The 21,333-nt window shown below is 67.1% G+C and carries 27 protein-coding genes; 17 read left to right on the top strand and 10 right to left on the bottom strand.

What is annotated here, in order from left to right:
- The first annotated feature begins 60 nt into the window (after nt 1–60).
- A complete protein-coding gene (locus A5652_RS03655) occupies nt 61–726 on the top strand; it encodes a TrkA family potassium uptake protein (protein ID WP_156745136.1) in 666 nt (221 codons plus the stop codon).
- A gap of 34 nt (nt 727–760) precedes the next feature.
- Nucleotides 761–1,435 (top strand): TrkA family potassium uptake protein, encoded by a 675-nt coding sequence (locus tag A5652_RS03650; RefSeq protein ID WP_067346732.1) that lies wholly within the window; start codon nt 761–763, stop codon nt 1,433–1,435.
- A gap of 74 nt (nt 1,436–1,509) precedes the next feature.
- Here the strand turns inward: A5652_RS03650 and A5652_RS03645 are convergent, their stop codons facing one another.
- Together A5652_RS03645 and A5652_RS03640 are read right to left on the bottom strand one after the other, a co-directional pair.
- Nucleotides 1,510–2,166 carry a DUF3159 domain-containing protein gene (locus A5652_RS03645; protein ID WP_067346743.1) on the bottom strand — a complete coding sequence of 219 codons (657 nt, stop codon included), beginning with the start codon at nt 2,164–2,166 and terminating at the stop codon, nt 1,510–1,512.
- A gap of 53 nt (nt 2,167–2,219) precedes the next feature.
- Entirely contained in the window at nt 2,220–2,588 is a 369-nt protein-coding gene (locus A5652_RS03640; RefSeq protein WP_067346731.1) for an OB-fold nucleic acid binding domain-containing protein, read from the bottom strand.
- 138 nt (nt 2,589–2,726) lie between these two features.
- On the opposite strand from A5652_RS03640, the gene A5652_RS03635 reads away from it, so the two are divergent.
- Entirely contained in the window at nt 2,727–3,425 is a 699-nt protein-coding gene (locus tag A5652_RS03635) for a hypothetical protein (protein WP_067346726.1), read from the top strand.
- A 69-nt stretch (nt 3,426–3,494) separates the two neighbouring features.
- Here the strand turns inward: A5652_RS03635 and A5652_RS03630 are convergent, their stop codons facing one another.
- Complete coding sequence (locus A5652_RS03630; protein WP_369805741.1) at nt 3,495–4,259, bottom strand: DUF3710 domain-containing protein; 765 nt, start codon at nt 4,257–4,259, stop codon at nt 3,495–3,497.
- The gene (gene dut / locus A5652_RS03625; protein ID WP_067346722.1) at nt 4,259–4,723 is read right to left on the bottom strand and encodes a dUTP diphosphatase; all 465 of its coding nucleotides are present in this window, start codon (nt 4,721–4,723) and stop codon (nt 4,259–4,261) included. Before dut ends, A5652_RS03630 begins: the two co-directional genes overlap by 1 nt.
- A 25-nt stretch (nt 4,724–4,748) precedes the next feature.
- On the opposite strand from dut, the gene A5652_RS03620 reads away from it, so the two are divergent.
- Nucleotides 4,749–5,234, top strand: coding sequence for a DUF3093 domain-containing protein (locus A5652_RS03620; protein ID WP_067346719.1), 486 nt, complete (start codon nt 4,749–4,751; stop codon nt 5,232–5,234).
- A gap of 9 nt (nt 5,235–5,243) precedes the next feature.
- Here the strand turns inward: A5652_RS03620 and A5652_RS03615 are convergent, their stop codons facing one another.
- Complete coding sequence (locus A5652_RS03615; RefSeq protein WP_008258544.1) at nt 5,244–5,546, bottom strand: DUF4193 domain-containing protein; 303 nt, start codon at nt 5,544–5,546, stop codon at nt 5,244–5,246.
- 181 nt (nt 5,547–5,727) lie between these two features.
- Between A5652_RS03615 and cei the strand changes: the two genes are divergently transcribed.
- A complete protein-coding gene (gene cei, locus A5652_RS03610; protein WP_067346717.1) occupies nt 5,728–6,378 on the top strand; it encodes an envelope integrity protein Cei in 651 nt (216 codons plus the stop codon).
- 8 nt (nt 6,379–6,386) lie between these two features.
- Here the strand turns inward: cei and A5652_RS03605 are convergent, their stop codons facing one another.
- Complete coding sequence (locus A5652_RS03605; RefSeq protein WP_067346715.1) at nt 6,387–7,256, bottom strand: inositol monophosphatase family protein; 870 nt, start codon at nt 7,254–7,256, stop codon at nt 6,387–6,389.
- A 101-nt stretch (nt 7,257–7,357) separates the two neighbouring features.
- Here A5652_RS03605 and ppgK point away from each other — a divergent pair, with 101 nt between their 5' ends.
- The 4 genes from ppgK (at nt 7,358) to A5652_RS03585 (ending at nt 11,722) form a co-directional block, all read left to right on the top strand.
- Nucleotides 7,358–8,167 (top strand): polyphosphate--glucose phosphotransferase, encoded by an 810-nt coding sequence (gene ppgK / locus A5652_RS03600; RefSeq protein WP_067346712.1) that lies wholly within the window; start codon nt 7,358–7,360, stop codon nt 8,165–8,167.
- Between the two features lie 176 nt (nt 8,168–8,343).
- Nucleotides 8,344–9,882 carry an RNA polymerase sigma factor gene (locus A5652_RS03595; protein WP_082983757.1) on the top strand — a complete coding sequence of 513 codons (1,539 nt, stop codon included), beginning with the start codon at nt 8,344–8,346 and terminating at the stop codon, nt 9,880–9,882.
- A gap of 138 nt (nt 9,883–10,020) precedes the next feature.
- Nucleotides 10,021–11,004 (top strand): zinc-binding dehydrogenase, encoded by a 984-nt coding sequence (locus A5652_RS03590; protein ID WP_067346710.1) that lies wholly within the window; start codon nt 10,021–10,023, stop codon nt 11,002–11,004.
- 289 nt (nt 11,005–11,293) lie between these two features.
- Complete coding sequence (locus tag A5652_RS03585; protein WP_067346708.1) at nt 11,294–11,722, top strand: RidA family protein; 429 nt, start codon at nt 11,294–11,296, stop codon at nt 11,720–11,722.
- Here the strand turns inward: A5652_RS03585 and A5652_RS03580 are convergent.
- Nucleotides 11,656–12,039, bottom strand: a complete 384-nt coding sequence (locus A5652_RS03580; protein WP_067346739.1) for a DUF952 domain-containing protein — start codon at nt 12,037–12,039, stop codon at nt 11,656–11,658. The genes A5652_RS03585 and A5652_RS03580 overlap by 67 nt on opposite strands.
- A gap of 129 nt (nt 12,040–12,168) precedes the next feature.
- Between A5652_RS03580 and A5652_RS03575 the strand changes: the two genes are divergently transcribed.
- Both A5652_RS03575 and A5652_RS03570 read left to right on the top strand, forming a co-directional pair.
- The gene (locus tag A5652_RS03575) at nt 12,169–12,354 is read left to right on the top strand and encodes a hypothetical protein (RefSeq protein WP_067346704.1); all 186 of its coding nucleotides are present in this window, start codon (nt 12,169–12,171) and stop codon (nt 12,352–12,354) included.
- Nucleotides 12,355–12,420: 66 nt separating this feature from the next.
- Nucleotides 12,421–13,425 (top strand): YihY/virulence factor BrkB family protein, encoded by a 1,005-nt coding sequence (locus tag A5652_RS03570; protein ID WP_067346702.1) that lies wholly within the window; start codon nt 12,421–12,423, stop codon nt 13,423–13,425.
- Here the strand turns inward: A5652_RS03570 and A5652_RS03565 are convergent, their stop codons facing one another.
- The gene (locus A5652_RS03565) at nt 13,426–13,665 is read right to left on the bottom strand and encodes a DUF3039 domain-containing protein (RefSeq protein WP_067346700.1); all 240 of its coding nucleotides are present in this window, start codon (nt 13,663–13,665) and stop codon (nt 13,426–13,428) included.
- Nucleotides 13,666–13,722: 57 nt separating this feature from the next.
- Here A5652_RS03565 and A5652_RS03560 point away from each other — a divergent pair, with 57 nt between their 5' ends.
- From A5652_RS03560 to A5652_RS03550, 3 genes are all read left to right on the top strand, one after another.
- Entirely contained in the window at nt 13,723–14,157 is a 435-nt protein-coding gene (locus A5652_RS03560) for a DUF3099 domain-containing protein (protein WP_156745134.1), read from the top strand.
- A 167-nt stretch (nt 14,158–14,324) separates the two neighbouring features.
- The gene (gene sigB / locus A5652_RS03555; RefSeq protein ID WP_067127016.1) at nt 14,325–15,284 is read left to right on the top strand and encodes a sigma-70 family RNA polymerase sigma factor SigB; all 960 of its coding nucleotides are present in this window, start codon (nt 14,325–14,327) and stop codon (nt 15,282–15,284) included.
- Nucleotides 15,285–15,414: 130 nt separating this feature from the next.
- Nucleotides 15,415–16,104, top strand: coding sequence for a metal-dependent transcriptional regulator (locus A5652_RS03550; RefSeq protein ID WP_067346695.1), 690 nt, complete (start codon nt 15,415–15,417; stop codon nt 16,102–16,104).
- A gap of 18 nt (nt 16,105–16,122) precedes the next feature.
- Here A5652_RS03550 and A5652_RS03545 read toward each other — a convergent pair whose 3' ends face one another.
- Nucleotides 16,123–17,181, bottom strand: a complete 1,059-nt coding sequence (locus A5652_RS03545; protein ID WP_067346693.1) for a DUF4192 domain-containing protein — start codon at nt 17,179–17,181, stop codon at nt 16,123–16,125.
- Nucleotides 17,182–17,294: 113 nt separating this feature from the next.
- On the opposite strand from A5652_RS03545, the gene sthA reads away from it, so the two are divergent.
- Nucleotides 17,295–18,710, top strand: a complete 1,416-nt coding sequence (gene sthA / locus A5652_RS03540; protein WP_067346691.1) for a Si-specific NAD(P)(+) transhydrogenase — start codon at nt 17,295–17,297, stop codon at nt 18,708–18,710.
- A gap of 51 nt (nt 18,711–18,761) precedes the next feature.
- Here sthA and A5652_RS03535 read toward each other — a convergent pair whose 3' ends face one another.
- Complete coding sequence (locus tag A5652_RS03535) at nt 18,762–19,598, bottom strand: serine protease (RefSeq protein ID WP_067346689.1); 837 nt, start codon at nt 19,596–19,598, stop codon at nt 18,762–18,764.
- 227 nt (nt 19,599–19,825) lie between these two features.
- Here A5652_RS03535 and A5652_RS03530 point away from each other — a divergent pair, with 227 nt between their 5' ends.
- Both A5652_RS03530 and A5652_RS03525 read left to right on the top strand, forming a co-directional pair.
- Nucleotides 19,826–20,797: a proteasome assembly chaperone family protein gene (locus A5652_RS03530; protein WP_067346683.1), complete on the top strand. Its 972-nt coding sequence runs from the start codon at nt 19,826–19,828 to the stop codon at nt 20,795–20,797.
- A gap of 63 nt (nt 20,798–20,860) precedes the next feature.
- A partial coding sequence (locus A5652_RS03525; protein WP_156745133.1) for an alpha/beta fold hydrolase occupies nt 20,861–21,333 on the top strand: 473 nt, incomplete at its 3' end.

The following is a 21,333-nucleotide window of genomic DNA, read 5'->3' as shown; positions in this document are numbered from 1 at the left end:
ACGGCTGGCCGACGCGGGTTGCCGGCGAAGGGTACAGGACGCGGTCGAGAGGACCTCAAGTTGCGAGTAGTGGTGATGGGCTGCGGACGGGTCGGCTCCTCGGTCGCCGACGGGCTCTCGCGGATCGGTCACGACGTCGCCGTCATCGACCGTGACAGCACCGCCTTCAACCGGCTCAGCCCGGAATACGCCGGCGAGCGCGTGCTGGGGCAGGGATTCGACCGCGATGTACTGCTGAGGGCACGTATCGATGAAGCGGACGCGTTCGCCGCGGTGTCGTCCGGCGACAACTCCAACATCATCTCGGCGCGGCTGGCCCGGGAGACTTTCGGCGTCAAGCGGGTCGTGGCGCGCATCTACGACGCCAAGCGCGCCGAGGTCTACGAGCGTCTGGGCATTCCCACCATCGCGACCGTGCCCTGGACCACCGACCGCCTGCTCAACGCGCTGCTGCGCGACTCCGAGACGGCCAAGTGGCGCGATCCGACCGGCACCGTCGCAGTATCCGAGGTCGTCTTGCACGAGGACTGGATCGGGCATCGCGTCACCGATCTCGAGCAGGCAACAGGCGCCCGGGTCGCGTTCCTGATCCGTTTCGGGGCCGGCGTGTTGCCGGAGCCCAAATCGGTCATCCAGTCGGGCGACCAGGTATATGTCGCCGCGATCTCCGGCCGCGCCGCCGAGGCGGTGGCCATCGCCGCGCTGCCACCGAGCGAAGACTTGTGATGAATTCCAACGAGCGGCTTGAGGAGCGGCGCACATGAAGGTAGCTGTTGCCGGCGCCGGCGCGGTCGGCCGCTCGGTCACCCGCGAACTCATCGGCAACGGCCACGACGTTACGCTGATCGAGCGCAATCCCGATCACGTCGACGTCGACGCCATCCCGGCCGCGCACTGGCGGCTGGGCGACGCCTGCGAATTGAGCCTGCTCGAGTCGGTGCGCCTGCAGGAGTTCGACGTGGTGGTCGCCGCGACCGGCGACGACAAGGCCAACGTTGTGCTGAGCCTGCTGGCCAAGACCGAGTTCGCAGTACCGCGGGTGGTGGCCCGGGTCAACGATCCCCGCAACGAATGGTTGTTCACCGACGCCTGGGGTGTCGACGTGGCCGTGTCGACGCCGCGCATGCTGGCCTCGCTCATCGAAGAGGCCGTCGCCGTCGGTGATCTGGTGCGGCTGATGGAATTCCGCAGGGGCCAGGCCAACCTCGTCGAGATCACACTGCCCGACGACACGCCGTGGGGCGGCAAGCCCGTGCGCAAACTGCAGCTGCCGCGGGACACCTCGTTGGTGACGATCCTGCGCGGGCCCCGCGTGATCGTTCCCGAGGAGGACGAGCCGCTGGAGGGCGGTGACGAGTTGCTGTTCGTCGCCGTCGCCGAGGCGGAAGAGGACCTGCAGAAGCTGCTGCTGGGCAGCCACAACCCGGCTGGCTAGTTGTGATGCCCAGGGCGGCGGAGCCGGGCGCTGGGGGTACCTTGCGGGGGACGGGTCGCCACAATCTGGACTGATCAGTCGGTGACGGCGCCGGGTTCGATTTCGACCGCGGGAACACCGGCGGCGGCGATGGCCCGCTGTGCCGACTTGATCGCGGCGTAGGTCGCCAACGCGGCCAGCACGGTCAACGGCCAGCCCATCGCGATGCGGGCCACCGCCAGCCAGCCGGTCCGATCGGCGTCGTAGAGCAAACCCTGAACGACGAACCGGGCGGCGAACACCAGCACCCAGCCCACCGAGGCGATGTCGAACGCGTAGACCGCGCGGGGCACGTCGCGCCAGCCGTCGCCCCGCCCCGTGGCCCAACTCCACGCGTAGCCGACGATTGGCCGGCGGATCAGCACCGACGCCGCGACGACCACCGCCCAGACCAACGACATCCAGATGCCCAGCAGGAAGTAGCCCTTGGACTCCCCCAGCACGTAGGCGATCAGCGCGCACAGCGCGACGCCGAAGAAGCCGGAAAAGGCCGGCTGCGCGGATTCGCGACGAATGAGCCGCCACACCAAGATCAGTGCGGCCACCCCCAGCGCGGCGACGATCGCGGGAACCAATCCGGACACGCTGGAGACGATGACGAACACCACCACCGGCAGCGACGAATAGATGACGCCGCTGATCCCGCCTGCCTGAGCCAGCAGACGTTCCGGGTTGATGCGGTTAGTGGTCATTTGTTCCGACGCCGCAGGCTCCCGCGGGGTTGCCCCCAGGTCTTCGCGATCGGTCACCGCTGAATTTCGTAGTGCGGGTTATAGATTGCCTTCGTCCCGTTCTCCAGCTTGCCGAGGCGCCCGCGCACTCGCAGGGTGCGGCCCGAGTCGATGCCCGGTATGCGGCGTTGTCCCAGCCATACCAGCGTGACGGTGTCGCTGCCGTCGAACAATTCGGCGCGTACCCCGCCGGCACAGGCCCTGCCGTTGCACTCGACGCTACGCAGAGTGCCCACCATCGTGACCTCCTGGCCACGTTCACAATCGATCGCGCGTTGCGCGCCGGTGCTTGCGACCTCGTCGGAGAGTTCCTCCGAGTCGAGTTGTTCCGGATCCTCCGTCAACCGGCGGGTGAGCCGGCGCAGATACCCTTGGGCCCCCATGGCCACTCCTGACAAATGCTGATAAGCCTCGACGCTTCCATATATGCCAACGGACACCGTAGACCTCTTGGTTCCCCAGCGCCAACCGGCTCAAACGTCGTGTTGGAGGGCGGGTGAACGGCGGGGCACTATCTAGAGGTGGTGGTCGATCTGCGCGGTGTCACGACGGTGTTGTTGCCCGGCACCGGCTCCGACGACGACTACGTTCACCGGGCATTTTCCCGTCCCCTGTTCGAGATCGGCGCGCTGTTGGTGACCCCGCCGCCGCGGCCCGACCGGTTGATCGAGGGCTACCTGGCGGCGCTGGATGACGCGGCACGCACAGAGCCGATCGCTGTGGGCGGGGTCTCGATCGGCGCCGCGGTGGCGGCGGCATGGGCGCTGGCCCGTCCCGACCGGGCGGTCGCGGTGCTGGCCGCGCTCCCGGCGTGGGCCGGCGCGCCCGGGGCCGCACCCGCGGCCCTTGCGGCGCGGTATTCGGCGTCGCAGTTGCGCACCGACGGGCTGGCGGCGACCACGACCCAGATGCGGGCGTCCAGCCCGCCGTGGCTGGCCGACGAGCTGACCCGCTCATGGGGGGCGCAGTGGCCACATCTGCCCGACGCCATGGAAGAGGCGGCCGCCTACGTCGCGCCGAGCTGCGACGAGTTGGCGGGGCTGGCCGTGCCGCTGGGTGTGGCCGCCGCGGTCGACGATCCGATCCACCCGTTGCAGGCCGGCCTCGACTGGGTCGCCGCAGCGCCGCGCGCGGCGCTGCGGCGAGTGACGCTGGATCAGATCGGGGCGGATCCCGCCGCCCTGGGGGCAGCCTGTCTGGGCGCGCTGGCCGACCTGTAGCCGATGTGGCGACCCGCAGCGCCCGGCTGGGATGTTGCTGCCGCATCCGCGGCAGCGCCACGGCGCCGGTCAGCCGCCGGTGGTGGTGCGCAGCTGTTGCATAGCCGACCCGTCGACGCTGCGGCGCGCGGCCGGCGAGTTGGGCGGTGCCTGTTGCCCTTCGGCCCGTTGGGCGTCGTCCTGCTGTGCGGCCTGTTGCGCAGCGGCAGCTTCGCGCAGTTGTTGCGCCATCGGCTCGGGTAGCTGCACGGCCAGCGGCGTCCGCACCGGTAGCGGCGTATCACCGCGCCGAACCACGGTGTCCGCCAAAGCCGCTCGCGCCTCCTGCTCCAGGGCTTCCATCGTCTCCTGGGTCCCGTTGATCACGCAGCGGATCATCCAGCGGTAGCCGTCGACACCGATGAAGCGCACCACGCCGGCTGCGGCGGTACCCACCACTTCCCGACCCCACGGCCCGTCCTTGATGCTGACTTGGGCCGAGTCGTTGCGCAGCGATTCGGCGAGCTCGCCGGCCACTTCACGCCACAGGCCAGCGGTCTTGGGCGCGGCGTAGGCGGCGATGGTGAAACGACCGTTGGACGTGACGACCCAGATCGCGCTCGGCACACCGGTTTCGGTCAGCTCGACCTGCAGCTGGCCGGCCTCCGGCATGGGGATCAGCACCGAGCCCAGGTCGAGCCGGGCTAGCTCGGCGAGCGCGGGGTCGTCGAAGTCCTCGATGTCGAACGGGCCCTCGAGCTCTTCGGGGACCGGCTCGCCGGCGTCGCGGGCTGCGGGTGCTGCAGCCGCCGATGTGTCGGCGTCGTCTTTTGGTGTGCGTTTACCGAATGCCATCACAAACTCGCATGTCCGCCGGAGGAACCGTGACCACCGTCGCCACGGGATGTTTCGGCCAGCCCGGCCTCGTCGAACGACGACACCTCGACCAGCTCCACTAATTCGACCCGCTGCACCAACAACTGGGCGATGCGGTCGCCGCGGTGCACCACGATCGGATCGGTCGGGTCAAGGTTGATCAGCGCAACCTTGACCTCGCCGCGATAGCCCGCATCGATGGTGCCCGGGCTGTTGACGATCGAAAGTCCAACTCGCGCAGCCAGTCCCGACCGTGGATGCACCAAGCCGACCATCCCGAACGGGATGGCCACCGCAACCCCCGTTCGCACCAGGGCGCGTCGCCCGGGTTCCAGTTTGACGTCTTCGGCGCTGTAGAGATCGATGCCGGCGTCGCCCTCGTGGGCGCGGACGGGCAGCGGAAGCTCAGGGTCAAGACGGACGATGGCCAGACTGGTCGACACGGGGCCAAAGACTACCCTTGACTGCGTGTCCGAGACGCGCGTCGCGCCGCACAACGTGCGGTACCGCGAACGATTGTGGGTTCCGTGGTGGTGGTGGCCACCAGCCTTCGCACTGGCGGGCATCATCGCTTTCGAATTCAACATGGGCGTGACCCGGCAATCGGCCTGGTGGCCGTACGCGTCGTTGTTCGCGGTGGCGGCCGCGGCGCTGCTGTGGCTGGGCCGCATCGAGATCCGGGTAACCGAAGACCCGGCAGCGCCCGGCGTAGTGCAGCTGTGGGCCGGGCCGGCGCATCTGCCGGTCACCGTGATCTCCCGGTCCGCTGAGATAGCGCCCTCGGCCAAGTCCGCCGCGTTGGGCCGCCAGCTGGACCCGGCGGCGTACGTCCTACACAGGGCATGGGTGGGGCCGATGATCCTGGCGGTACTCGACGATCCGGACGATCCGACGCCGTACTGGCTGGTGAGCTGCCGTCACCCCGAGCGGGTGTTGTCGGCCCTGACACGGTGAGCGCAGCGATCAGGCCGCGCAGTCGGTACAGATCATCACGCCGTTCTTCTCGCTGGCCAGCCGACTGCGGTGTTGCACCAGGAAGCAGCTCGAGCAGGTGAACTCGTCGGCCTGCTTCGGAACTACGCGCACCGACAGTTCTTCCCCCGATAGGTCGGCACCCGGCAGTTCGAAGTTCTCAGCGGATTCAGATTCGTCGACATCGACGACGGCCGAAGCCGCCTCGTTCCGTCGCGCTTTGAGCTCCTCCAGCGAGTCCTCCGAAACGTCGTCGGTCTCGGTGCGCCGTGGAGCGTCGTAGTCGGTAGGCATTGCCCTATCCCCTCACATGCCCTCGTTATCCAAGCATCGCTTTGTACCAGCGTCGAACGCATCCACCAAATGATTCGTGCCCGTATCGCGACCCATTACGGTGTGATTTACGTCACACCCTCATTTTTACCCTTGCGCTCGTCTCTGAACAGTGGGTTTAGCGTGCGGCTAGAGTGCAGCTGTGGTCACGCAAATCACCGAGGGTACAGCTTTTGACAAGCACGGTCGGCCTTTTCGGCGCCGCAACCCTCGTCCCGCCATCGTCGCGGCGGTAGTTCTCGCGGTGGCCACCGCCGTGATCTGGACGATCGCGCTGACGCGACCCGCCAAGGTGCACGAGGCCGTGGTGTGCAACCCGCCACCGCAGGCGGCCGGCTCGGCACCGGCCCAACTCGGTGAGCAGGTGTCGCGCAGTGCCATGATGGACGTCACGCCCGCCAAACTCGCGGACACCAAAGTCCGCGTCCTCAACGCCAGCGGCCGCGGCGGGCAGGCCGGCGACGTCGCCGGCGCCATGAAAGACCTCGGCTTCGCGCAACCGACTGCGGCCAACGACCCCCTTTATGCGGGCACCAGACTCACCTGTCAGGGCCAAATCCGTTTCGGCACCGCCGGACAGGCCACCGCGGCGGCCGTGTGGCTGGTCGCGCCGTGCACCGAGCTGTTCAACGACAACCGCGCCGACGACTCGGTCGACCTGTCCCTGGGCACCGACTTCAGCGCGTTGGCCCACAACGACGACATCGACGCGGTGCTCGCCACCTTGCGTCCCGGCGCCACCGAGCCCTCAGATCCCACGCTGCTGGCCAAGATTCACGCCAGCAGCTGCTGACGCGGACGTCAATCCGGAATCGGGTCCACGCCGTCAAAGCGCTCCAGGACGGCCAGTAGTTCGTCGGCGATTCCGGGCGCGGCGGCCAGCGCCAGACCGGCCCCGGTCACGCCGGGCGCGGGCAGCACCACCCGGGCCCCCGCCTCCGCCGCGATCAGCGCGCCCGCGGCGCGATCCCACACCTGCAGACCGTGCTCGTAGAAGGCGTCGAGCCGGCCCGACGCGACCATGCACAGATCCAGTGCCGCCGAGCCGATGCGACGAACATCGCGGACCACCGGAAGGATGCGCGCCAGCAGCGCGGCCTGCGTCGCGCGGCGCCGCCGCGAATAACCGAAGCCGGTGCCCAGCAACGCCATTGACAAATCGTCGACGGCGGCGCTGTGCAGCGGTTGCTTCCCGTCGCCGTCGGTGACGTGAGCACCCAGGCCCACGGCAGCCGAGTACACCCGGTTCCCGACGACGTCGGCGACCGCGCCGGCCACCGACTCGCCGTCGACCTGTGCGCCGACCGACACGGCGTAGGCAGGGATGCCGTAGACGAAATTCACTGTGCCGTCGATGGGATCGAGCACCCAGGTGACCGATCCGGCCGGCGTGCCCGCGGGGTCGGCAGGCCCGCCGCCCTCCTCGCCGAGAATCGGGTCTCCAGGCCGTAATTCGGCCAGCCGGTCGCGCAACAGCCGTTCCGTTTCCGTGTCGACGACGGTCACCGGATCGGTCGGAGTGCTCTTCGATCGTACGGCGCCGCTGTCATCACTGCCCGCGTCGGTGCCGAAAACCTCTGCCCGCCGACGCCTCACGAACGCGGCGGCCTCCGCGGCCAACGTTTCGGCGACGGAACGAAGCCGCACGAGCTCGTCGTCGGAAGGGGTCACCGGTCTATCGGATCACAATCGCCCTCCTCGCGCAGACGCCGCGGGCCCCGGCGTTGCGGCGCTAAGGTGAGCGGACAGCCCAGTCACGCCGAGGAGATTCGATGACCAGCACCGACTCGATCACGGATACGCCCGGCTCCGCGGCAGGCGACGGCAGGCCACAGCGTCGCGGGTTCGGCATCGACGTCGGCGGCAGCGGCATCAAGGGCGGCATCGTCGACATGGACACCGGGCAGTTAATCGGCGAGCGGGTCAAGCTGCTGACCCCCCAGCCGGCGACGCCCCCGGCGGTGGCCAAGACGATCGCTGAGGTGGTCAACGCTTTCGGGTGGACCGGCCCGCTGGGGGTGACCTATCCCGGAGTCGTCACGCACGGCATCGTGCAGACGGCGGCCAACGTGGACAAGGCGTGGATTGGCAGCAACGCGCGCGACATCATCAGCGCCGAGCTGAACGGTCAGGAAGTCATCGTCCTCAACGACGCCGACGCGGCCGGGCTGGCCGAGGAGCATTACGGTGCCGGCAAGGGCCAATCGGGCCTCGTGGTGTTGTTGACCTTCGGCACCGGAATCGGCTCCGCGGTGATTCACAACGGGACGCTGATCCCCAACACCGAGTTCGGCCATCTCGAGGTCGGCGGCAAGGAGGCCGAACAGCGTGCGGCGTCCTCGGTGAAGGAGAAGAACGGCTGGTCCTACGAAAAGTGGGCCAAGCAGGTCACCAAGGTGCTGGTGAGCATCGAGAACGCGGTGTGGCCGGACCTGTTCATCGCGGGCGGCGGAATCAGCCGCAAGGCCGACAAGTGGGTGCCGCTGCTGACCAACCGCACCCCGGTGGTCGCCGCGGCCCTGCTCAACACCGCGGGAATCGTCGGCGCGGCTATGGCCGCCACCTCGGACGTGACCCACTGATTTTGCCCGGCAGAGCCGTAGTAGCGGGCACTGTCGTTACAATGGTGCTCGGCGAATGCCCAACCGACAGCGTGCGACTAGTCACGCTGATACCAACGCCGACATCGACATAGCAGACACTTTCGGTTAACCATGCCCGATACCCACCGAAAGTGAGCCCAAACGAAGGGGTGTACGTGGCAGCGACGAAAGCAAGCCCGGCGACGGACGGGCCGGTGAAACGCACCGCCACGAAGTCTCCGTCGTCCCCCGCCAAGCGACCGGCGGCCAAGGCTGCCAACGGCTCGGCGCCCGCTAAGCGGGCAGCCAAGTCACCATCGCCGTCCACCAAGTCCAAAGCCGACGGGGCCGCCGATTCCAAGACCAGCGCCGCGGCCAAAGGCGCGGGCGCCAAGGCGCCGTCGGCGCGCGGAACCAAGGCGGCCAAGGCCGCGCCGGTGGATCCCGAGGCCCTCGACTCCGACGGCGCCGTCGAGGATCTCGACAACGAACCCGACCTCGAGGGCGAGCCCGGAGAAGACCTCGACATCGACACCGACCTGAGCCTGGACGACCTCGAAGACGATGTGGCGTCCGACAGCCAAGATGCCGACGAGACCGACGCCGAAGACGCCGAAGTCGCTGAGGCCGACGAAGAGGCCGCCGCGAAGCCCGCCAAGGCCGGCGAGGCCGTGACAGAGGATGACGAGGAGATCGCCGAGCCGAGCGAAAAGGACAAGGCTTCAGGCGATTTCGTGTGGGACGAAGACGAGTCCGAGGCATTGCGGCAGGCCCGCAAGGACGCCGAGCTGACGGCCTCCGCCGACTCGGTTCGCGCCTACCTGAAGCAGATCGGTAAGGTCGCGCTGCTCAACGCCGAGGAAGAGGTTGAGCTGGCCAAGCGGATCGAGGCCGGGCTATACGCGACGCAGCTGATGACCGAGATGACCGAGCGCGGCGACAAACTGCCCGCCGCGCAGCGTCGTGACATGGTGTGGATTTGCCGCGACGGCGACCGCGCCAAGAACCATCTGCTGGAAGCCAACCTGCGATTGGTGGTCTCGCTGGCCAAGCGCTACACGGGTCGAGGCATGGCGTTCCTTGACCTCATCCAGGAGGGCAACCTGGGTTTGATTCGCGCGGTCGAAAAGTTCGATTACACCAAGGGTTACAAGTTCTCCACCTACGCGACCTGGTGGATCCGTCAGGCCATCACCCGCGCCATGGCCGACCAGGCCCGCACCATCCGCATCCCGGTGCACATGGTCGAGGTGATCAACAAGCTGGGCCGTATCCAGCGCGAGCTGCTGCAGGACCTGGGCCGCGAGCCCACGCCCGAAGAGCTCGCCAAAGAAATGGACATCACGCCCGAAAAGGTGCTGGAGATCCAGCAATACGCCCGCGAGCCGATCTCGCTGGACCAGACCATCGGCGACGAGGGCGACAGCCAGCTGGGCGATTTCATCGAGGACAGCGAAGCCGTGGTGGCCGTCGACGCGGTCTCGTTCACGCTGCTCCAAGATCAGTTGCAGTCGGTGCTCGAGACACTGTCGGAGCGCGAGGCGGGCGTAGTACGGCTGCGCTTCGGTCTCACTGACGGGCAGCCCCGCACCCTGGACGAGATCGGGCAGGTTTACGGCGTGACCCGTGAACGCATTCGCCAGATCGAGTCCAAGACGATGTCGAAGCTGCGTCACCCCAGCCGGTCCCAGGTGTTGCGCGACTACCTGGACTGAGCGACACTCCGCTTTGCAGTGAAACTGCCGGATCACTGAGCTCCAAGAAGCTCATCCAGCGGGGCATCCGCAACGGTTCGAGATGGCAGCGGCCCAACCCGCTCCCCAGCGCAACAAACGTCGGTACCGTAATGATCCGTGCGTGGATGGATCCTCGAGGAATCGCCGGGCGACTACCGCTGGGGCGAGGTCCCGACCCCAGTGCCAGGTCCGGGCGAGGTCCGCATTGAGGTCCGGGCATCCGCCCTCAACCACATCGATCTCTGGCTGACGCGAGGGATGCCCAAGCCGCGATCGTTTCCGCACGTGTCGGGCTCCGACGTCGCCGGTGTGATCGACATGGTCGGTCCCGGCGTCGGCGACTGGCAGCCGGGTGATGAAGTCGTGATGGAGGCGGGCATCACCTCTCACCAGGCGATCCTCACGCGCGGCATCGACAGCATCGTCGACCCTGGGACGCACCTGCTCGGCGAGCACCGGTGGGGTGGTCATGCCGACTATGTCGTTGTCCCGGCGTGGCATCCGGTCCGCAAACCCAAGCACCTGTCATGGGTCGAGTGCGCGGCGTATCCGGTGTGTCACGTGACGGCGTGGCGAATGTTGCGCAAAGGCCGCGTGCAGGCCGGCACGAAGGTGCTGGTTGTCGGCGGCGGCGGTGGAGTGGCGGTCGCGTCGCTGCTGATCGCCAAGTACTTGGGCGCCGAGGTGTACGCCACCTCGCGGGATGAGGCGAAGCGCACTCGCGCCAAGGAGCTCGGCGCGGTTGAGGCGTTCGATTCCGCCGGGCCATACCCAGTCAAGGTGGAGGTCGTCGTCGACAGCGTCGGCGCCGCGACCTGGGAGCCCGCGGTCCGGGCACTGGACAACGGCGGTCGCTACGTCACTTGCGGCGCGACCGGCGGGGTCGAGGTGCCGCTGTTGCTGCCTCGGCTGTTCTTCAAGCAGCAGGAGCTGATCGGTGTGACGACGGGATCCCACCTCGAGTTCGTCCAGGTGACCGATCACGTCGCCAGGGGTCTCCCGGTGATCGTGGACGAAGTGTTCCCATTCGACGCCTACCCCGATGCGCTGACCAAGCTCGCCAAGTGCGAGCAAGTCGGCAAGCTGGTCCTGGAGCACTGACCTTTTCGGTCAAATCGCACGCGGCCCTGGTCCGCGGCGGATTTCGCTGGCATCTTGGCGCAATTGGGACTCACGCCCAGCTTCTAGTGGCCGATGGGGTTGGTTGTTCAGCGAAGTCCAGCGTGGATTCTCACTGATGCGCAACCGCCGCGGCTAAGCCGTTCGGCCACACACTCCAGAACCGTTGGCGTGCAGTACGTTTCGATCCCGCCGGGCACCTTAGCCAAACGGCCGCTGCCAGCGGAGAATTCGGCTGCGCCGACGGCGCAGCCGTCGTACGGTGACTCCCATGTCAACCAACCGCAAAGTGGTCTCGGGAGAATCCGCCTTCGAGTCAGCGGTGGGCTATTCGCGCGCGGTGCGGGTCGGCCCCCATGTGGCGGTGGCGGGAACAACCGGCATCGGCCCCGCCGGGGACATCGCCGCCCAGGCACGAGATGCTTTGCACCGCATCGAGATTGCATTGCACCAAGCGGGCGCCGCGCTCACGGACGTGGTGCGCACCCGCATTTACGTCACCGACATCTCGCGCTGGCGCGAGGTAGGAGCCGTGCACGAACAAGTCTTCGGTGCGATACGGCCCGCGGCCACCATGGTCGAAGTCTCGGCGCTGATCGCGCCCGAGCTGTTGGTGGAGATCGAGGCCGACGCCTACGTCGACCGCCCCGCGGAATCGCTGGCGATCGGCGCGAAGGTGCCGTCGTCGGCCGGCGGGTAGGCGGTGACCCGGATCACGGCGGCCACCGGCAGCGTGCCGTACAGATGCGGGAACAACATCGACTGCGGGTCGGTTGGCACTCCAGGCTCCCACCGCACCGGCGCGTCGAGTCGGGCGGGGTCGATGTGCAACAGCACCAGGTCGCCGCGACCGTGGTACAGACGGTTGGCCGGCAGGTGCACCTGCTCCGGCGTCGATAGGTGGATGAACTCGCCGCCGCTCGCGGTGTCCGGGTGCAGGCCTCCCACCTGGCGGGCCCGCGCCCACTGCTCGGTTCCGCACAGGTGCACCAGGGCGTCGGGGGCGAAGGTCACAATCCGACACCCTAGATACCGCCCAAACCAAACTTGACCAGGCCGTGAGAAACGACACACCCCGTAACGATCGGGGAACAAGGCGAAAACGCCATACGTCTGAGAAAGTGAACGTACGAGAACGGAGAAGCCATGAATGCAACTCTGACGAGTCCAGAACTGACTAGAGCCGACCGCTGCGACCGCTGCGGTGCTGCGGCTCGTGTGCGCGCCAAGCTGCCTTCTGGACTGGAGCTTCTCTTCTGCCAGCACCACGCCAACGAGCATGAGGCGAAGCTGACCGAGCTGGACGCCGTGCTGGAGATCAGCGAAAGCTAGCCCGCAACGAACTCGCCCATCGCCAATGTGGGCGGTGCGAGCGATCTTCGGTAATGCTGGACGGGTATGAGCGAGCAGGTCGCAAAACCGTCGCGCCACCATGTTTGGCGGATCACCCTAAGGACTCTTTCTAAGAGTTGGGACGACTCGATTTTCTCGGAGTCGGCTCAGGCTGGTTTCTGGTCGGCGTTGTCATTGCCGCCGTTGCTGCTTGGGCTGCTGGGCACCCTGGCCTATGTGGCTCCGCTGTTCGGCCCGGACATGCTGCCCAGCATCCTGCGCCAGCTGATCTCGACGGCGCACAGCGTGTTCTCCCGCAGCGTGGTCAACGAAATCATCGAGCCGACCGTCCGCGACATCGCCAACCACGCCCGCGGCGAGGTGGTCTCGCTGGGGTTCATCATCTCGTTGTGGGCGGGGTCGTCGGCCATCTCGTCCTTCGTCGACTCCGTGGTCGAGGCGCACGACCAGACGCCGTTGCGCCACCCGGTGCGCCAGCGCCTGTTCGCACTGTTCCTCTACGTGGTGGGGCTGGTGTTCGTGGTGGCGACGGCGCCGCTGGTGGTCCTGGGCCCGCGCAAAGTGGGTGAGCACATTCCGGTCAGCCTGGCCAACGTGCTGCGCTACGGCTACTACCCGGCCTTGATCCTCGTCTTGTTGTTCGCGGTCGTGATCTTGTACCGCGTGTCGTTGCCGGAGCCGCTGCCGACGCATCGGCTGCTCTTCGGCGCGGCGCTGGCCACCGCGGTATTCGTGATCGCCACCCTGGGCCTGCGGCTCTACCTGCAGTGGATCACGAGTACGGGTTACACCTACGGCGCGCTGTCCACCCCGATCGCATTCCTGCTGTTCTCGTTCTTCGGGGGCTTCGCGATCATGATCGGCGCCGAGCTCAATGCCGCCATCCAGGAGGAATTCCCCGCGCCGCGGACCCATGCGCATCGGCTGCGCAGATGGCTGCTGTCGCGCTCGCCCGCGCTAGCGAAGGCGGCGGGCACGCTGTCGAACCCCGTGACCACGAATCCCATCACGGCGCAACGCGACGTCGCGCCGGCGGAGCCGCCGGGCTGATCAGTCCTTCTTCATCCGCTCGTAGATCTGCTTGCAGTCCGGGCAGACCGGTGAGCCCGGCTTGGCCGCCTTGGTGACGGGAAACACCTCGCCGCACAGCGCCACAACGTGGTTGCCCATCACGGCGCTCTCGGCGATCTTGTCCTTCTTGACGTAGTGGAAGTACTTCGGGGTGTCGCTGCCGGTCCCGTCGTCGACGCGTTCGTCGGTCTCGGTGCGTTCGATCGTTTGGGTCTGCATACCTGACATTGTGCACTGCCGGCTGGCCCCGAAACCGGCCAAGCCGAGATCGGCGAGTTGTGGGACAGTGGAGAAATGAAGCACGGCTCCGATCCGGGGTTCGATGACTTTGACGGCAACAAAAGCCGCCCTGTGCTCATCACCGCCGCCGCGACCTCGTATGAGGAGCAGCATCGTGCGCGGGTCCGTAAATACCTGACCTTGATGGCTTTCCGGATTCCGGCGCTCATCCTGGCCGCGCTCGCCTACGGCGCGTGGCACAACGGGCTGATCTCCCTGGCGATCGTGGCGCTGTCCATCCCGTTGCCCTGGATGGCCGTGTTGATTGCCAACGATCGGCCGCCGCGCGGCGCCGACGAGCCCCGCCGGTTCGACGGTGCCCGCCAGCACACCCGCCTGTTTCCCCGGGCCGAACGTCCCGCGCTCGAGGCCCCCCGACACCCGCAGCCAGAGTGGCCGACGGGCTTTCGCGATGGAATCGATCACGGTTAGTCGTCGTTGCTCCTGAAGGTGCCCGGCCGACGGACTTCTCAGGACATTCTCAGGTCGACGGCACATTTCTGCACGTCAACACGTGTGAGATACGGAATCGCTGGGAACTCTCAGAGCTGGTCTGTCGTTGAACTCCATGACAGAACAAAGCCGAACGGGAGGTCGCTATGGCGAACGCCAGCACGAGCAGATTTGACGGCGATCTGGATGCTCAAAGCCCCGCAGCGGACCTAGTGCGCGTATATCTGAATGGAATCGGCAAGACGGCGCTTCTCAATGCGGCCGGCGAAGTCGAACTCGCCAAGCGCATCGAAGCCGGGCTTTACGCCGAACACCTGCTCGCAACGCGTAAGCGCCTCGGGGAGAATCGTAAACGCGATCTGCAGGCCGTGGTTCGCGACGGTCAGGCCGCGCGCCGTCACCTGCTGGAAGCGAACCTTCGCCTGGTGGTGTCGCTGGCCAAGCGATACACCGGTCGCGGTATGCCGCTGCTGGACCTGATCCAGGAGGGCAACCTGGGACTGATCCGCGCGATGGAAAAGTTCGACTACACAAAGGGATTCAAGTTCTCGACCTATGCGACGTGGTGGATTCGCCAGGCCATCACCCGCGGCATGGCCGACCAGAGTCGCACCATCCGGCTGCCGGTCCATCTGGTGGAGCAGGTCAACAAGCTGGCGCGGATCAAGCGCGAGATGCACCAGAATTTGGGACGCGAGGCCACCGACGAGGAGCTGGCCGCCGAGTCCGGCATTCCGGTCGAAAAGATCAACGACCTGCTCGAACACAGCCGCGACCCGGTAAGCCTGGACATGCCGGTCGGCTCCGAGGAAGAAGCCCCGCTGGGCGATTTCATCGAGGACGCCGAAGCGATGTCGGCCGAGAATGCGGTGATCGCAGAGCTGTTGCACACCGACATCCGCAGCGTATTGGCCACCCTCGACGAGCGTGAGCACCAAGTGATCCGGCTGCGTTTCGGCCTGGACGACGGTCAGCCGCGCACGCTGGATCAGATCGGCAAGCTGTTCGGCCTGTCCCGCGAGCGGGTCCGCCAAATCGAGCGGGACGTAATGTCGAAACTCCGCAACGGGGAGCGCGCCGACAGGCTACGGTCGTACGCGAGCTAAGGCCCCATCCCAAGCTAGGTAGCAGACAGTATGCCCGCCGCGTCAGCGGCGGGCATACTGCTTGCCGCCGACGCGTTACACGCATTCACGCAGCTTGCCAAGTAGACTCAGCGTCGACGGAGGGTGCTGAATGAACGACCTGGTTGACACCACCGAGATGTACCTGCGGACTATCTACGACCTCGAAGAAGAGGGCGTGACGCCGCTGCGTGCCCGAATCGCCGAACGTCTCGATCAGAGCGGTCCGACTGTCAGCCAAACCGTGTCGCGCATGGAGCGCGACGGTTTACTCCACGTTGCCGGTGACCGCCACCTCGAGCTCACCGACAAGGGCCGGGCGCTGGCGATCTCCGTGATGCGCAAGCACCGCCTCGCCGAACGCTTGCTGGTCGACGTGATCGGCCTGCCCTGGGAAGAGGTCCACGCCGAGGCGTGCCGCTGGGAGCACGTGATGAGCGAGGACGTCGAGCGGCGCCTGGTCAAGGTGCTTAACAACCCGACCACCTCGCCTTTCGGCAACCCCATCCCCGGACTGCTGGACCTGGGCGTGGGCCCCGAGTCCTGGTCCGAGGACGGTCCCCTGGTCCGGCTGACCGAGTTGCCCGCCGGTGCGCCGGTGGCCGTGGTCGTGCGCCAGCTGACCGAACACGTCCAGGGCGACATCGACCTGATCTCACGCCTGAAGGACGCCGGCGTCGTCCCCAACGCCCGCGTCACGGTTGAGACCGGCTCCGCCGGGGTGACCATCGTCATTCCTGGCCACGAGAACGTCACCCTGCCGCACGAAATGGCGCACGCGGTCAAGGTCGAGAAGGTCTGACCCGGGCTTTCGTGCCTCCTATCCCGCCCTGCGGCCGAACGGCCGGCGCGGCGGTAGCTGCACCCCGAACTGCTTGGCCAGGCGGTAGCCGGTCAGCGCCAGGTCCCTGATGTCCTCGGGCCGCAGGCCCGATTGCAAAGCGGTGTCCAGCATGCCGGCCATCCGATGATCGGGCTCGCAGCGCAGCGCCTCCTGCAGCGACACTCCGGCGAGCGGACCGTCGCCGCGAGCGTAGGCGCTGAACGCGATCAGGACCAGCGCCTCGACCCGCCACGGCGAGGGCAGTGTGCGCGCCAGCAGCGCCCACAACGACTCGACTTCCCCGGCGCTCTCCCCGACCGCAAGCGCATACAAGATGTCGCGCACCTGCGCGTCGCTCAGTGCACAGCCCAGCGTCGCCAACTCGGTGTCGGACAGCGACTCCCCGGCCGCGACGCGGCCGGCGGCGGACATCGCCGTCTCCACGTCGGCGCGGGTGCAGCGGACCGGATGCGCGCGATGCGCCGCCCGGCGCCGCGCGGCCTGGCGCCTGACTACACCGGCCAGCGCGTCGCTGCACGCCTGGTCGTCGGGCGCCACGACCGCCTGCAGGTCGGCGCGCCGCGGATAGAGCCGTCTGCCTTCCAGCACCGCCGCGGCCGCCAGCGGGGAGGACGCGGGATCGTCGACCAGGCCGCTCGAGCCGCAGCCCTCGACGCAATGCCAGCGGCCGCCGAGGGCCACCTGGTCGACCAGATGCGTGGCCCACAACTCGATGTTGTGCTGCGACAAGGCTTCTGCGAGCACCACCGACAGCTGCCGGTATTCCTCGTTGCAGCTCGGACAGTAGGCCCCGTCGGCGTCGACGATCACCGCGATCACGGCCTCGGGGGCCGCCGCGGCGGCGACCTCCGCCAAGTGCTCCACCCGACCGTTAAGCTCCTCGGAGAGGTCGACGCGCATCACCGAACCGAGTCTCCCGTCACCCAAAGACACTAGTATCAATGACTTTTCGGGAACGAAGCCGAGGACGGCCGGCAGCGCGGCGATGAGTGCACCGGGGCGGGAAAGTTCGAAGTCTTCTCGATGCGTCGTCATGAGCACCCACGCTGACGGCCGCCACCGTCAACCGGTGCGCACGTACAGGGGCCCGGCAGCGGACCTGTGGATGAACCCAGCACTGTGCGTTGTGCTGCCTTACTGTTTAAGCCATGAGTTCGGCGCAAGAGTACGACATGGTGGTCATCGGGTCCGGGCCCGGCGGACAGAAGGCCGCTATCGCGTCGGCCAAGCTCGGGAAGTCGGTCGCCGTCGTCGAACGCGGTCAAATGCTCGGCGGTGTGTGCGTCCAGACAGGCACCATCCCGTCAAAGACGTTGCGCGAGGCGGTCCTGTACCTCACCGGGATGAGCCAGCGCGAACTCTACGGCGCGAGCTACCGCGTCAAGGAGAAGATCACCCCGGCCGACCTGCTGGCCCGAACCCAGCACGTGATCGGCAAGGAGGTCGACGTGGTGCGCAGCCAGCTGATGCGCAACCGCATCGACCTGCTGATCGGGCACGGGCGTTTCGTCGACCCGCACACCATCGAGGTCGAAGACCCGTCTCGGCGCGAAAAGATAACCATCACCGGCAAATACGTCGTCATCGCCACCGGCACCCGGCCGGCGCGGCCCTCCGGCGTCGAGTTCGACGAACACCGCGTGCTCGACTCCGACGGGATCCTCGATCTCAAGTCGCTGCCCACGTCGATGGTGGTGGTCGGCGCAGGCGTCATCGGCATCGAGTACGCCTCGATGTTCGCCGCACTGGGCACCAAGGTCACCGTGGTGGAGAAGCGCGACGACATGCTCGACTTCTGCGACCCGGAGGTCGTCGAGGCGCTGAAGTTCCACCTGCGCGACCTGGCGGTGACGTTCCGGTTCGGTGAGGAGGTGACCGCGGTCGACGTCGGATCGGCGGGCACCGTGACCACCCTGGCCAGCGGAAAACAGATTCCCGCGGAGACGGTGATGTATTCGGCCGGGCGGCAGGGCCAGACCGATCACCTCGATCTGCACAACGCCGAGCTGGAGTCCGACAACCGCGGGCGGATCTTCGTCGACGACAACTTCCAGACCAAGGTGCCGCATATCTATGCCGTCGGCGACGTGATCGGCTTTCCCGCGCTGGCCGCGACGTCGATGGAACAGGGTCGCCTGGCCGCCTACCACGCGTTCGGGGAAGCGTCCGACGGCATCACCGAGCTGCAACCCATCGGCATCTACTCCATCCCCGAGGTTTCCTACGTCGGCGCCACCGAGGTGGAGCTGACGAAGAATTCAGTCCCCTACGAGGTCGGCGTGGCCAGGTACCGGGAGCTCGCGCGCGGCCAGATCGCCGGCGACTCCTACGGGATGCTCAAACTGCTGGTGTCCACCGAGGACCTCAAGCTGCTCGGCGTGCACATCTTCGGCACCAGCGCTACCGAGATGGTGCACATCGGGCAGGCCGTGATGGGCTGCGGTGGCACCGTCGAATACCTGGTGGACGCGGTGTTCAACTACCCCACGTTCTCCGAGGCCTACAAGGTGGCGGCGCTCGATGTGATGAACAAAGTTCGGGCGCTCAACCAGTTCCGGCGCTGACCCGATGGTGGCGACCCCCAGCGCCCCCCACCGCCGCGCCGGCGATCGTCCCTAACAGGCGTCCGAGAGGTCGTTTGGGACCGGATCGCCGGGCCCGCCGGCCTCGGCTCGGGCCAATAGCGCCGTGGTCTGTGCGTCGAACGGCGCCGAGTACGACATGTTCGCGGCGCACCCGCCCCGCTCCAGACCGCCGATCACCCCGATGAGCGTGGTGCCGCTGACCCAGGGCGCACCGCTGGTGCCGTCCACCAGCCCCTCACAGGCCAAGGCGGGGAACCCGGTGTCGGTGACTGACGTGCTGGCCTGGCATCCGATGGGCGAGCCGCCGACGCCGGCCGGATACCCCAGCACGGTGACGCGGCTGCCGGGCGGAGGCGTCACACCCAGCGTCAGCGCCAGGCCGGCCCGGGACTCGACGGGAGCGCCGGCCTCGTTGGTGACCCGCGCGATCGCGTAGTCGGCGTGCGGGTCCTTGTTAGCCGTCCAGCGTGGATCGAGGTAGACCGTGTCGGCCTTCCATACATCCGCGGGCCCGGGGGCCGCGTCCCCTGCGAAACCGGGAACGAAGGTAATCAGCGAGGCTCCTGCCAGGCAGTGCGCGGCGGTCATGATCAGGTTGCCGCCCGTCGAATGCACCACCGAACCCGTGCACACGTGCAGCGGGCCACCGTCGATGAAAATCGCCCCGATGCGCCGATCCGGCTCGACCGGACCCGCGATGGCCTTCTGCTCGGGCTGGCTGAGCCGCTGCACCGGGCCGCCGACGCGGGGGGCGGACACCGGAGCACCCGAAACATGCTCGACCGGACGGTGACACGACGTCAACAACGTCGCCACCCCCACCACCGAGCAGGCCATCAGGATCCGGATGCGCATCGCCTTCATCATGCCTGACCGCTGGGCGGCAGGCCGACTCCCACACATCGCGGTGCGCCAAGGGGTTTGCCGGCGTCCGCGAACGACCCCAGGACGTCGTTTGCGGATTAGGAGTGAGAATTATCGTGTTCCAGCTAACAGCGTGATAGCGAAGTTCGCTGATAGATGTTGGTGCCGCCCGATTCGCGGGACACTTGGTAGGGCACCCTGAAGAGAACCTCGAGAGGAGGCGATCGGAGATGGCTCACCATCAGGACCCAGATGATCAGTACCAGCCAGGGCAGGCTGGTATGTACGAGCTCGAGTTGCCGGCGCCGCAGTTGTCGACGTCCGACGGCCGCGGCCCCGTGCTGGTGCACGCCCTGGAGGGCTTCTCCGACGCCGGTCATGCCATCAAGCTGGCGGCCGCGCATCTGAAGGCGGTGCTGGACACCGAGCTGGTCGCATCCTTCGCTATCGACGAATTGCTGGACTACCGCTCGCGGCGGCCGCTGATGACATTCAAGACCGATCACTTCACCCATTACGAGGATCCCGAGTTGAGCCTGTACGCGATGCGCGACACGATCGGCACGCCGTTCCTGTTGCTGGCCGGTATGGAACCGGACCTCAAGTGGGAGCGCTTCATCACCGCGGTGCGGCTTCTGGCCGAGCGCCTCGGCGTGCGTCAGACCATCGGTCTGGGGACGGTCCCGATGGCGGTGCCGCACACCCGTCCCACCACCATGACCGCACACTCGAACAACCCGGAGTTGATCGCCGACTTCCAGCCGTGGATCTCCGAGATCCAGGTCCCGGGCAGCGCGTCCAACCTGCTGGAATACCGGATGGGCCAGCACGGTCATGAGGTCATCGGCTATACCGTGCACGTCCCCCACTACCTCACGCAGACCGACTACCCGGCCGCCGCGCAGGCTTTGCTCGAGCAGGTCGCCAAGACCGCGTCACTGGAGCTACCGCTGACCGCGTTAACCGAAGCGGCCGAGGTCATTCGGGCAAAGATCGACGAGCAGGTGGAAGCGAGCGCCGAGGTCGCTCAGGTGGTGGCCGCGCTGGAGCGCCAGTACGATGCCTTCATCGACGCTCAGGAGAACAGATCGTTACTAGCTCGCGACGAGGATCTGCCTAGCGGCGACGAGCTGGGCGCAGAGTTTGAGCGATTTCTGGCCCAGCAGGCGGAGAAGAAGTACGACGACGACGACAAGTCCTGACCCACTCAGCATGACGCTTTAGCCGGACCGCCCTCAGCCCGGCCCGACACCTAGGTTGGCGATATGACCGAGCGGAAGCGCAAGAGCACGCTCCGCCCGGTGCGTGAAGTGACCGCACCCAAACTCGAGTTCCGCACCATCCACGGTTACAAGCGGGCCTACCGCATCGCGGGTTCCGGGCCGGCGATACTGCTGATCCACGGCATCGGTGACAACTCCACCACCTGGAATACCGTGCAGGCCAAGCTCGCCCAGCGCTTCACGGTGATCGCCCCCGATCTGCTCGGCCACGGGCAATCCGACAAGCCGCGCGCCGACTACTCGATCGCGGCGTACGCAAACGGGATGCGTGACCTGCTCAGCGTGCTGGACATCGAGCGGGTCACCATCATCGGTCACTCGCTGGGTGGCGGTGTGGCCATGCAATTCGCCTACCAATTCCCGCATTTGGTGGAACGGCTGATCCTGGTCGGGGCCGGAGGCGTGACCAAGGACGTCAACTTCGTCCTGCGCTGCGCCTCGCTGCCCATCGGCCG

The sequence above is a fragment of the Mycobacterium sp. 1165178.9 genome (assembly GCF_001673555.1).
GTDB lineage: Bacteria > Actinomycetota > Actinomycetes > Mycobacteriales > Mycobacteriaceae > Mycobacterium.
The sequence above is the reverse complement of the archived record's forward strand: the minus strand, read 5'-3'. Positions and strand labels throughout refer to the sequence as shown.